The sequence below is a fragment of the Paenibacillus sp. IHB B 3415 genome (genome assembly GCF_000802655.2).
Taxonomy (GTDB): domain Bacteria; phylum Bacillota; class Bacilli; order Paenibacillales; family Paenibacillaceae; genus Paenibacillus_AQ; species Paenibacillus_AQ phytohabitans.
The window spans coordinates 184487-197204 of sequence record NZ_JUEI01000006.1 but is presented as its reverse complement, the minus strand read 5'-3'; the positions used below and the strand labels follow the sequence as shown (position 1 = coordinate 197204).

Below are 12718 nucleotides of genomic sequence, written 5' to 3'. Positions count from 1 at the left end.
AGAAACCCCGCGGAGTACTCCGCGGGGATCACACAAGCAATTTTTTTTTGAGAAGAGGACTGAATATGCAAGAATTAAACACTCATGATTTTGTTATTGAAGAACCCCCATTAATCTAATGTGGTGGGCCTCTTATCATTGTGGTATTGCGTTAGTAAATGTTAAAAAAGGTTTTTGGTCACTTTTTGAGTTAAATGTTCTATTTTCGGCATCAACACTTCATCATCAATTGCTGTCAGCTTTTCGGGCTTAAACAACTGAATCCTCTTTAATTGAAAATAATCATATAAAACTTGTTGAACCGTGAATTGATTGGTCATCAGATATTTAACATCGAACATCCCTCTTAGAATTTCATCCTGCTTTATTAATAGCCTGCCGTTAAGTTGATTGAAAATCCCTTTTTGTTTACCTTCCTCAAAGAAAGCCAGTATCTTCTCTTCTCGCTCCTTCATAGCTTCATTAAAGCGATCAAATAAATCCGGGTAACTGGTTTCGAGGTCCTGAAGGATAATATCCGAGAAATAAACGACTAGAGATATGGTTTGTTCAAATATTTGCAAAAAACGAGTACCGAAACTTTGAACCGAATCCAAAGGGTTGTGAGTCAGTTCCTTCATGTATTCAATAAAACCATCTACGATGAACTCGACAATTTCTTCCTTGGTTGAGAAATACTTATATAAAGTCGCTCGGCTTATCTCCATTACTCTAGAAATTTCGTCCATCCGAACGGACTGAAGGCCATTTTTTCGTAAATAAGGAAGCAGCTTATTCATAAGCTTAACTCGTGTTTCGTTTTTTTTATCTGATATCTGGTTATTCACATAAAGCCCCCCTTACTTTTATTATAACCGGAATTTCGCTTTCGGCACAAACATATTTTGCAGATTATACAGAAATGATCAAAAGTGTTTACTTTGTAAATGTTTTTATGCTAAGATGTAACTCGAAGCTAAAACATATAAAAAGCGAGGTAACTAATATGAAAACGCAAAAGCTCGGTCACAGCGATATCGTCGTTTCTTCTATTGGATTGGGTATGATGGGCATGTCCCCCGGCATGTATGGCACCATTGATGATGAGGAGTCTATTAAAACCATTCATCGGGCGCTTGATCTCGGGGTAACTTTGCTTGATACTGCTGATACATATGGCAACGGCCATAATGAGGAGCTATTAGGAAAAGCGTTGAAGGGACGAAGAGAACAGGCAATTGTCGCTACCAAGTTTTCGTATGGTCCAAATTGGGAATTCATCGGAGGACACCCGGACTATGTAAAGAAAGCTATTGATGAAAGCCTTCGACGTCTTGGTCTCGATTATATCGACCTGTATTATCAACATGCGGTAGACCCTAATGTTCCCATTGAGGAGACAGTTGGTGCTATGGCTGACTTAGTTAAAGCAGGTAAAGTTCGTTATCTTGGTCTTTCTAATGGCCTAAATGGATCAGTTATTAGTGCATCTACACTTCGTAAAGCGCATGAAGTACACCCTATTTCCGCAGTCCAATCGGAATACTCCATTTGGAGCCGGGAAATTGAAGAAGAAGCTCTACCTACCGTAAAAGAATTAGGAATCACCCTTGTAGCTTACAGTCCTCTAAGCAGAGGCTTTATTACGGGGGAACGTCATATGAATGAGAACTTCCAAGCTGATGATATGCGCAATCTTTTTACACGTTACAAAGGTGAGAACTTCCAAAAGAATATTAAAATCGTTGATAAACTAGCGGAAATCGCCAAAGAAAAGAACTGTACGGTACCTCAACTAGCAATTGCATGGACAGTAGAAAGAGGCACATTGCCGATTCCTGGTACGAAACGCCGTAAATATTTGGAGGATAATATCAAGGCACTTGATATTCATCTTACGTCTGATGATTTTGCCCGTATTGATGCTGTTAGTCCAAATGCGTTTGGTGGTCGTTATTAATGTAAGCTCAAACAGCCCTCATCTTGGTGTCAAGGTGTGGGCTGTTTGACGCTTACCGCGTTTACGTCAAGGAGACTACGAGACTTCTCTCAGTTATCTGCACCTTCTATTCCATCCATCCTGACCTTAATCACGTCGATGAGCCCTACAGGTAAGTTCCCTTTGGTAAACCCGCCCACCAATTAAGAATTTCTTTCAAGTGTCGCCAGGGAGACCATTACCCAGGGAGAAAACTTATTGGACAATGCGCCCTTAGGATTGTGTATCCTTAAAAGAAAAGCTTCCCCCGCCTGATTCTTCCATACCATGTAATCTACTATTCCTTTATCACCAGTAGCCTGCAAATACAATTCTGCAAACCCGAGCGGATGTTCAACCAATTCCCCACTATAATCTTTAGCACTACCTGTAGCGGAAAGCTCAGTTTCACCTTGTTGCTTCAGAGCAGTGAGATCGTATTCAGAAGCCAAACTTTCAATTTCCGCATAGTAGGTCAGGTCCTCCGTAAGTGATAAACGGTTAGTCTGTGCATTCAATGTGAAATCCCCAGTGATATATAGGGAGTATCCATCACCTTGCTCCAGTGTAGCCGTTTGCCCGCTAACCCCTCCCTCCTGTTCACTGAATTCCCGGGTCTCTGGCCGTTCAGAGGTCTGAGGATCAGTAGGGTCAGGAGCGGCGGACGCCGCCTCCGTGGCTGAGGGAGTGGCCGAAGGTACAGGAGTGGCTGTAGCTTCAACAACAGGCATAGTCGCTGCACTTGTAGCTGTTGGCTCTGTCTCATTTGTAACTTCATTGTTGCTGCACGCGCCTAAAACTGAGGCGGATATAATAATAGTGGCAGCTGCCGTAAATAATTGTTTGTTCATTGTATACCTCCTCCATCTGTATAATAGTTATTACCCAAAATCTACAATCCCTCCCCCAGAGCCCGCATCCGTCTGCATTCCAAGGATTCCAATTTGCATTTGATCCCCATAGTTGTTTGTTCTCATTAAAAATGCTATATACTGTTGTGAATCTATTTATAGGACATTGCGCCGGAAGGAAAGGGGTGGCATTCATGTATAGAGTAGCGATATGCGATGATGAGGAGAAGCAGCGGGAGCTTGTTAAGAGAACTCTGATTGGCTTATCCATCAAGACAACTATAGAATTCGAGATGGAGTTGTTTCACTCGGGGGAGCAGCTGGCCGCTCATTATGAGCGTGGCGAAGCGCCCTTCCATATTCTAATTCTTGACGTGGAGATGGGTGGAATGAATGGGATTCAGACGGCACGGAGAATCCGGGAGCTGAAGCACTTTGATGAACAGATTATTTTCCTTACCAGCTACCCACAATATATGGTGGAGAGCTTCGATGTCATCACATTCCAGTATTTAATCAAACCCGTAGCGCCTCTCCTCCTGGAAGAGAAGATCACCAAACTGTGCCAATACTTTCAGGCCCAAGATAAGAAATTCATGGTCATTAAATCCGGTTATGATGAAGTTGTATTAAGATATGATGATATCATTGCGATTGAGGTTGCCAAAAGCCTAACGATAAAAAGCAAGCTGCATGTGATCACCAAAGCCCAAATCTATGAGAGCAAGGGTATTATTGCAGATTATGCAACAGCTCTAAAAGACAGTAACTTCCTGCACATCCACCGTTCGATTATTATCAACCTGCTGCATGTGAAGAAGTTCGCCAGCGGCTCCGTTCTCATGTCGAATGGGATGGAGCTTCCTATAGGCCGGTCCAAGATCAAAGAGGTTAAAGATTACTACACCAAATTCATGATCATGAAGGGTAATTCGTATGATTCTATATAACCTGCCTATAGTCCTCTGTGTGCTGCTGGTGATGTGCTTTCAAACCAACTTTTTCTTCACTTCCGTCTTTGACAAGTCCGCCAGGAAGACTAACCGGATCGTTTACTTCATCCTTTACGGATTGCTTTGTTTTATATATTTAGTCATTCCGATGAATTCCTATGCAGCCTCTTGTGTCGCATTGCTGATGATCTTTGGTTTGGCGCAATCCTATGATGTGGAGATCAAGACCAAGGTCATTTTTTCTATCCTGTATGCGGTTTTGATGACGATGGTTAGTTTTATCTCGCTTTATATTTTCTCAACCTTGGATTCCATAGATTTTACTACCCTGGATTCAGGTAACGGGCAGGACCGGCTGACCTTTACGAAGGCATTAATCCTTAGCTGTGTGATTATGTTTGCTGTTATTCAGGTGATCAGATTCATCTCCAAACGCAGAAGCTTCTCTTTGCCTTACCGTTACTATATTTTCTTCTTGATCGTGCCCCTGATCAGTATCTATCAGATCAATGTACTTACTGTCACCAGTGAGAAAAACATCTATTATTTCATGGCGATTATCGGATTCCTGTTCCTGAATGTGATGGTCGTCTATATTTTCGATACGATTATTGATAAATTTCAATTCATGCATGAGAATGCACAGTTGCAGCACCAGATGAATTATCAGGATGCGAACTATGAGAAAACAGTGCACAGCTTCAAATCCATTAAGCGGATTATTCACGACACCCACCAGCAGTTTCTCTACATTGAAGAGTGTATTAAACGAAATGATTCAGCGGCGGCACTGGAGCATATCAGGGTTACCTTAAATAAAGTCGAGGACGCCTATCAGCGGGTAAACACCGGACATCTCGTTATAGATGCGCTTGTCACGAATACCCTTAATATTGGACAGGCCAACGGGATCAGAATGGATACCAGGCTTCAGCTCTATTCGCTGGAAGTGAATATTGACCGTTATGACCTATGTGTCGTTCTTGGCAATATGCTGGATAATGCGATAGAAGCCTCTAAGAAGGTTAAGGTGGCAGAGGACCGGTACATGCTCATCCAGATTCATTCGAATGAATCTGCGCTGTTCATCCACATCCTTAACCACATGGACAAAGAGACTGCCCCCTTGCACAGCCAGAAACCGGACCCGGAGTATCATGGCATCGGCTTAACCAATATAGCCAGAATATGCGATAAGTACGGCGGCAACATGACCATCGAGTCCGGACATAAAGTCTTTAACAATATGGTCGTCCTCCCCTTTCACACGGACAATCCTTAGACAATACTATTGTTTAGGGATTGTTTTTTTCGTTTCAGGGTACTTCGGATCTTCTCCCTCCTTCTTGCTTGTATGATGAATCCAGGATTACATTTCGAGCAGCAACAGGAGGAGGAAATAAGGATGAAGAAATTGATTGCAGCCGTATTGGCTTCGGTGTTAGTGATCCCCATGGCTCAGGCCTCGGCACAGGAGAAGGGGACAACCGTAGAAGAAAAGGCCCGCGCGCTGGCTTCTGAGATCATCTCCAATTATGGGGTAAGCGGACTACAGTATGCCATCAGGGATAAAGGTGCTATCACCCTGTCCGGAGGTGCCGGTGTGTACGATAAAGCCACTCAGGCACCGGTAACGAAGGATACGATGTTTGGGATTGGCTCGGTTAGCAAAATGCATGTCTCTGCCGGGGCGATGATCCTGGCGGATTCCAAGGCCATTGATATCGACAAACCCCTCACTACGTATTTACCGCAGTTTAAAATGGCCGATGCCAGATATAAGGACATTACACCGCGGATGTTAATGAATCATTCGTCAGGTCTTTACGGCAGCCACTATGGCAACAGCATGCTGCTGGATGACAACGATACACAGAATCATGATGAATTACTGTCAAGGCTGGAGTCCGAACATCTGAAATCCAATCCCGGAGAATATTCCGTCTATTGCAACGATGGCTTTCAGCTGCTCGAGCTCATGATTGAGCAGGTGAGCGGATTAAGCTATTCCGAATTCCTGGACCGGTACCTGAGCAGTCCGCTGCAGTTAAGCTCGACCCAAACGCCGCTCGATACGTTTGACAGACAGCAGTTGGCCAAGACCTATTTCCCGGCGCTGGAGCAGGCTCTCCCCGTTGAGAACGCCAACGTAATTGGAGCGGGTGGAATCTATTCCACGGCAGAAGAATTGACCGAGTTTGCTGAAGTGCTGATCGGAAACCGTACGGATATTTTATCCGAAGCCTCCGTCAAGGCTATGCAGGAGCCTGAATATAAGAATGGAATCTGGGTACCGGATGAACGAAACACCTTCAGCTATGGTCTGGGCTGGGATGCTGTGAGCCTGGCCCCGTTCAGCGATTACGGAATCACCGCACTAACCAAAGGCGGGGATACCCTTATGTATCATGCTGCGCTAACTGCAATACCCGAATCCGATATTTCGATTGCTGTGCTCTCCTCGGGCGGGAGCTCGATCTTCAATACGATTTTCGCCTCGAATGTCCTGCTGGAGTACTTGAAGGATACCGGAAAGATTGACAAGCTCCTGCCGGCAAAAACCTTCGAACCCCCGGTAAAAGTGTCCATGCCCGCTGAGTTGAAATCCTATTCGGGATTATACGGCACAGTAGGCGCTACAACAGATATAACGGTTAAGGACGGGGAGCTTGACCTGCCTGCCCTGGAAGGCGGACTGATCCCCGCACAGAAATATATCTATACAGGCAACGGTCAATTTAAGAGCAGCGATGGCCGTTCCGCCGTAAGCTTCGATCCGCAGAAGAACGGCAAAACCTACCTAAAGCTTAATGCCGAGTTGGATTTCCCCGGAGCCGGCCAGATGGTGATGGTAACCTACGAATATCAGAAGCTGGAGTCCAATCCTCTAACCCCCATCACGAAGCAGGCCTGGGAAAAGAGAAACGGGAAAAATTACTATGCTTTGGATGAGAAGATCAATTCATTATTTTATCTGTCCCCTGCGATCCTAATGAAGAATATCGCTGTGGATCAGGGATATGCCTCGGGCACCCGGATTGTGGATGAGCACCAAGCCGTCAATGCGGCTGAAATACCGGTCATGAACGGAAGAGATGCATTTGATTTGAACTTCTATACGAAGAATGAAGCGGAGTATTTAAGCATCGATGGCAATGCTTATATCAGCGAAGATGCGGTTCAGCCTATCTATGGAGGCCGGTCATCAATCAGTACGGTACCGGCTAATGGTCAAGGGATATGGTTCAAGATCGGTGAGAAATCAGCTGGGAAAACAATGACTGTGACTGCTCCGGCAAGCGGCGGCTTCGCTGTCTATGATGCAGACGGGATGATCATAAACTTCTCTGTGGTGACCAAAGACCCTTCGGCAGTCTTGCCGCAAGGCGGTATGGTTGTGTTTGGCGGTCAAGCCGGAGATGTATTTAAGATTAATATCAAATAACAGAACAGTCGCAGGGCACCGGCATGATGACGGTACTCTGCGACTGTTTCATTGTTATCTATTCTTTTCGGCAATCGGAGTATTGTTCATGACTAAGGATTCATAAAGACAACCTCGTAATCGGGAAAGGCTTCCGTCCATTTGGCAATCGTCTTCGGCAATTCCGTTGTATTCGGCACGTTGGTGTAGAACCGGACAATGGCAATATCGAATTGCTCCAGGCTGTTCTCCTCATCCGTGTCGAGTACCGCTGCCCAATAGTGGCCCTGTTTGTCATGCATAATAATCGCTTCTGTCAGTGTAAACAGTCCGCGCACGCCGCCTGAGATTACGCTTGCACCCAGACCATCCAGATCCTTCGGCTTATCCAGCAGCTGCATGCTGTACAGGAACAGATCGTAATCATCGCCTACAACTGTGCGGAAGGCCTTGTCTTCCGCCGCTGTCTTGAATACACCTGTATCCTTCAGCGTGTAGATAGCCTCTTTGTACGGACCTCTGGCATATTCGCCGGTGTAGGTTACATTCGCTCCCGCAGAGTATACTGGCGAAGGGCTGGTTACATACAGCTGGCCGTTCAGCAGGTAGAAAAAGACAACCGAACCGTCCTCTTCCTTGTATACAGCCATCCGTTTGCGGACCACAGCCGACTCCTCATACAGCTGGCCGGAATGGCCGCCATCGAATGCATCGATGGAAAAGGTCAGCTTATCGCTCTTGACGTTGCTGAATTCTACATATCCCCCATAGAAAGGCGATTTGCTCGCCATATACCATTCGCCGTTCCACTCGGCAGCTGCCGGAACCTTGACACTCTTGGCGGCTGTTGCCGTCAACGCCTCTACCGGCAGCTGGCGGGTACCGTCCGGATTGCTCCATACCCCGGCAAAGCCGGTGCCGGCAATCCACCAACCCTCGAAGCGGCCCGTTTCCTTGCCCTTGGCATCATATTCATACATATGGACTATTTTTCCGCTGACATTACCTGTGAGTTTGATCGTCTTTTTGTATTTGTCGTAATAATAACTGCCGGTCAGTTTCCCGCTGCCCTCAATCTTGACCGACATATGAATCGGCAGATTCCCGTTAATTGCGCCGGTCAGCGGCACCAGTCCGTTCGTGGCCGGACTCTGGGTTGTCGCCGCTGCGACCTGAACCGGAGCAGCCTTGTCTTGTACCGGAGCGGCAGCCGCCGCCGGGATAATGAAGAGTGCGGGCAGCAGCAGCGCGGCAGCCAGCAGTGTACCTATTTTACGTATCATAATGAACCCTCCCTTTCACGCCATCTACAACAGATATATTACACTGTATGCCATGAATTACCCTATTGTTGTCAGATAGACCCTCAGATTAACAAGACCCAGGAGGAAATTATCAGCAGGAGGGTACTATAGACTATAGGATATGCCAGGAAAGGGTTTGGGTAATGACAACTAAAGACAAGGAGATGATTAGGGATGCCAGAATCTCATCATGACAGACCGAAGCAGTATGATTCTATAGAAACTTTCGCCTTCAAGGCCGACAAGCTGCTGCCGAATAACCCGGAGCTTCCGGCCGTTCTGTATAGACATGCACTGCAGGACCATCCGGAAAGCGCAGAGCAGATCTTCAATGATAACGGCTGGCGGAACAGCTGGGTGAACGGGGTATTCAGCTATCACCATTACCACAGCAATGCGCATGAGGTGCTCGGTGTGATGTCCGGCAGCGCCAGCCTGCAGCTCGGCGGCGATACCGGCCGCAAGGTTGAAGTGTCGGCCGGAGACGTACTGGTGCTGCCTGCCGGTACAGCCCATAAGCGGCTCGCTTCCTCGCATGACTTCCGCATCGCCGGCGCTTATCCCGGCGGAGCAGCTTACAACACCCGCCGGGCCACGCCGGACGACTTCGCAGCGGCGCTCCCTGAAATCGGCCAAGTGCCGCTGCCGGATAGTGATCCTGTTTATGGTAAGGATGGGCTGTTGTTAAGGGTGTGGGAGGGCATATAAAATATGCTATAGGTACAAATGATTCGAAAGCTATACACCTAATCCTCATAATAATAATCCCGATATTCCTGAGGAGTGACGTCGTTAGCTTTCTTAAATATATATGTGAAGTACGCAGCAGTCTGATACCCTACCTGTTCCGCTACCTCATAAACCTTTATATTAGGGTCCTTCAGCAGCTCCTTCGCTCTTTCCAAACGCTTCTCTAATATAAAATCGGATATCGTTCTTCCCATTTCCTTCTTGAACAAAACGCTTAAATAGCTTGCGTTCAATTGAAAGTGTTCGGCCAATTGTTTGACGGTCAGTTGTGTCTGAAGGCCTTTTTCCAAATAAGCTTCAACGTTACGAATAAGATGATGCTGCTGCGTAGCCTGTTCCTTGCGCTCAAGTTGTGCGAACCTCGTCATGTACTCCAAGACAACCTCACGAACTTCCAACGTACGGACGCATTCAAGCAAGTCATGCCAGACCATCATATAGTGAGTGTTGTCATGGTCGTTCAAACGATTAAACCTTCGCACCAATTCGCTGATCAAACCCATGGCAAAGGCCTTTACATAGGTAATAGAAATGTCATCTTGCATCAACAGCATATCAAAAGCATGATTAAATTGCGCAACAGCCCGCTCCTCTTCGCCTGCTTCTAGAAGCCTGACGATTTCCGGAATTTCCTCATCCCGTAACTGAAATTCGCGGTATTCGGTCGCTTGGATTTGATCGAAATAATGAATTTGTTCACTTCCGGTAGACTTCAATTGAGTGAGCATATGTTTCAATTCCTTATAAAGTCTTGGAACCTCCCCTATACCGATGACTTCTCTACTCACACCTATCGTGATCGTAGCATCGTGTTGCTCACGGATGACTTCCTGCACGAAAGCGAACTGCTTTTCCAACTGGGCCCGTTCACCTGGAGAGGCGTTCAATTGCAAGACAGCCACTTCGTCGGTAGCTGTTCTTCCGATATAAATTTGACCATACCCCGAGATTCCCACTCGAACGGTACGAACTAACGAGTCACTTAGAAGAATTCGCTGCTCGGCATCCTGCATGGGCAATCCGTGTAAATTGTCGTAAGTAAACAGGAACAATCGATTCTCCCGGTCTCCGGGAGGCAAATCAAGAAGATGCCTCCATGAGTTGGCTTGCTCCCCGTTTTGAATTCTTCCTTCTAGCAGTTCATTAACGAATCGATCATGGAGAACGTCAATGCTTCCAATGACTCTCTCCTTCAATGCTGTAGTTTCATTTTCGATCATCCGTTTCTTTTCGATAACTGTTCGGAACGAAATCAACTTTGCTACCAGTTCCTCGATCTTGATCGGTTTCAGCACATATCCCTTTGCGCCTAGATTAATCGCTTCTTGGACGAATTCGAACTCATTGTACCCGCTGATTATCAATGTCTGCATGGATGATAATCTCGGATAATTTGCCGTGATCGTAGCAAGCAGTTCGATCCCTGTCATTCCAGGCATTGATACATCCGTAATCAGAACGTCTACAGGGGTTTCAGCCAAGGTCGCCAAGGCCGCTTCAGCCGATTCTGCAGTTAGCGGCCGCTCATAACCGATATCGTTCCAATCAATATACTTTGTCAATCCTTCGATATGCAGCGGTTCGTCATCCACGATTAACGCTTGAATCATAACCCTCACCTCTCATAATTTGGGGCTTATTCGTGCAGACGGGAATGCGAATGGAGATGCATGTCCACTCGTTTTCGATGCTGTCTATAGCAAAATGTCCTTGCAAACCGAAATACAAACGCAGCCGCTCTCTTATATTGTTAAGCCCAAACCCGTTTCGGGTGCCTTCATATTTCTCCATGCGAACCAGTTCCAATACCTCTGGACGTAAGCCTTTGCCATTATCAAATATTTCAAAGTGGACTTCTCCATCCAATCGAATAATGGATATACGGATCTGCGCACGGATGACCTGCGTAATTCCACTATGTAAATAGCAATTTTCCACTATCGGCTGAAGCAAAAGTTTGATCGTATACAAGTCCAAAACCTCAGGATCTATGTCCCAATCCACCGAAACCCGATCCGGGTAACGCAACTGTTGAATTTCAAGATAGGCCTTTACATGCTCTAGCTCGTCGCGAATTGCGGTCACATTTTCCCGGTTATTCAGAGCAATTCGATAGAAGCTCGTTAACGCATCAATGATTCTAATCTGCTTTTCATCATGCAGATCCAGCGCGCGCCAGCGTAGCAGCCCTAAGGAGTTATAGATGAAATGCGGATTGATTTGGGCCTGTAATGCCTTAAACGATTGTTCTTTCTCCTTTATTCCGACTTGCGCATTCTCTTCGACAAGCTTGCCTAAGCGACCTGTCATATGATTGAACAGCAATTCTAGTTCACCAAGCTCGTCTTGCACCCTGTTTTTTACGCTTACCTCGAAATCACCACGGGAAATGTCATTCATTCGTTTCCCCAGTTTGTGAATCCGCCACACGAAGTTGTTTAAAAAGGCATACAGCAAGAAAATGGATAACATCAAGAAGAAAACGATGCCTGCTCCAACAGAGATGAAAATGAGCCGAGATTGTTCTTCCATTCGGTCCAAATGTACCAGCGCGGCAACGGTCCAACCAGAATCCAGCTTGCTGGTCACAAACAGCTTGCCGTTCATTACGGCATTCATTTCAAATGAATCATTCCAGTACGGCTGTATCGAAGATTCGCTCAACCGGATTCCGATTTGTTCTTGACTCGAGGAAGCGAGGATGTTTCCTCTTTCATCCACGATATACAAATCGCCGGCTCCATCGAATGGACGATGGAGGAATTCCGCAAAGACCTCGTTATAATCCAGTCGCATATAAATAATTCCGTAATACCCGCCGTTATGGTTTGAAATCTTATGAGAGACCACCAACTCGCGTTCGTTATCAACGCCATTGGACCATTTAAGCGCTCCCGGAGTCTCAATTGTTCGCTCAAACCATGCTTCCTCTCTTTCACCGGATATCATCCGGTTCTCCGGTCTCCAAAGGAACCCCCCATCCTGAACGAGCGTACTGTTCGAATGGTAAATACGAAACGACTTAATTCCCGGTAAATACTGATCTGTATATTGAAAAGACCGGTCCACATACAGCACGGTGTCCAGTTGCTCGTAAATATCTTTGTATTCACGGGAAAGTCTGGAGATCAGTTCTCCATCGGTGGCGGCACGGGTAACGATTAAATCGTAACTTTGCTTTTTGAATGCGATGCTTTGGGCATTTTGGCGAACGGCTTCCTGTATCGTAATCAAATAATTCTCACGAACCAGGTGAAGAACAACGTAACCCGCCCCCACTGCAAGCAACGCAGTCGGAATAAATACGATGAACGCGTATAAAATGATGACCTTTTTTCTAATATTCATCGATTGGGTTATTCTGATAACGAAATTTTCAACTCGACGCGGTAGACTCAACAGGACCCCCCATTTCCGACTCCCCGGGCCTTAGCAACAAGAAGGGGAGCACCCCTTGTTCAAGAATGCTCCTTCATTAT

General features: G+C 46.2%; 10 protein-coding genes. 5 read left to right on the top strand and 5 right to left on the bottom strand.

Translation table 11 applies throughout. The features are described from left to right. Nucleotides 1–161: 161 nt before the first annotated feature. A complete protein-coding gene (locus tag QW71_RS04040) occupies nucleotides 162–827 on the bottom strand; it encodes a TetR/AcrR family transcriptional regulator (protein WP_039293537.1) in 666 nt (221 codons plus the stop codon). A 158-nt stretch (nucleotides 828–985) separates the two neighbouring features. On the opposite strand from QW71_RS04040, the gene QW71_RS04035 reads away from it, so the two are divergent. After that, nucleotides 986–1939, top strand: coding sequence for an aldo/keto reductase (locus tag QW71_RS04035; protein WP_039293648.1), 954 nt, complete (start codon nucleotides 986–988; stop codon nucleotides 1937–1939). Between the two features lie 182 nt (nucleotides 1940–2121). On the opposite strand, the gene QW71_RS36890 is transcribed toward QW71_RS04035, so the two are convergent. Continuing rightward, entirely contained in the window at nucleotides 2122–2808 is a 687-nt protein-coding gene (locus tag QW71_RS36890; RefSeq protein WP_047013606.1) for a hypothetical protein, read from the bottom strand. Nucleotides 2809–3002: 194 nt separating this feature from the next. Between QW71_RS36890 and QW71_RS04025 the strand changes: the two genes are divergently transcribed. The 3 genes from QW71_RS04025 (at nucleotide 3003) to QW71_RS04015 (ending at nucleotide 7206) form a co-directional block, all read left to right on the top strand. Next, the gene (locus QW71_RS04025) at nucleotides 3003–3758 is read left to right on the top strand and encodes a LytTR family DNA-binding domain-containing protein (protein ID WP_039293534.1); all 756 of its coding nucleotides are present in this window, start codon (nucleotides 3003–3005) and stop codon (nucleotides 3756–3758) included. Next, on the top strand, nucleotides 3745–5043 hold the full coding sequence (locus QW71_RS04020) for an ATP-binding protein (protein WP_039293530.1): 1299 nt from the start codon (nucleotides 3745–3747) through the stop codon (nucleotides 5041–5043). The genes QW71_RS04025 and QW71_RS04020 overlap by 14 nt, the downstream gene beginning before the upstream one ends. Nucleotides 5044–5166: 123 nt before the next feature. Then, the gene (locus tag QW71_RS04015) at nucleotides 5167–7206 is read left to right on the top strand and encodes a serine hydrolase (RefSeq protein WP_039293528.1); all 2040 of its coding nucleotides are present in this window, start codon (nucleotides 5167–5169) and stop codon (nucleotides 7204–7206) included. Between the two features lie 92 nt (nucleotides 7207–7298). On the opposite strand, the gene QW71_RS04010 is transcribed toward QW71_RS04015, so the two are convergent. Further along, nucleotides 7299–8468, bottom strand: a complete 1170-nt coding sequence (locus QW71_RS04010) for a hypothetical protein (RefSeq protein WP_039293525.1) — start codon at nucleotides 8466–8468, stop codon at nucleotides 7299–7301. A 195-nt stretch (nucleotides 8469–8663) separates the two neighbouring features. Between QW71_RS04010 and QW71_RS04005 the strand changes: the two genes are divergently transcribed. Then, nucleotides 8664–9197: a cupin domain-containing protein gene (locus QW71_RS04005; protein WP_047013605.1), complete on the top strand. Its 534-nt coding sequence runs from the start codon at nucleotides 8664–8666 to the stop codon at nucleotides 9195–9197. A 38-nt stretch (nucleotides 9198–9235) separates the two neighbouring features. Here the strand turns inward: QW71_RS04005 and QW71_RS04000 are convergent, their stop codons facing one another. Then, nucleotides 9236–10849 carry a response regulator gene (locus tag QW71_RS04000; RefSeq protein WP_039293522.1) on the bottom strand — a complete coding sequence of 538 codons (1614 nt, stop codon included), beginning with the start codon at nucleotides 10847–10849 and terminating at the stop codon, nucleotides 9236–9238. Then, entirely contained in the window at nucleotides 10824–12587 is a 1764-nt protein-coding gene (locus QW71_RS03995) for a sensor histidine kinase (RefSeq protein WP_047013615.1), read from the bottom strand. Before QW71_RS03995 ends, QW71_RS04000 begins: the two co-directional genes overlap by 26 nt. Nucleotides 12588–12718: the final 131 nt, after the last annotated feature.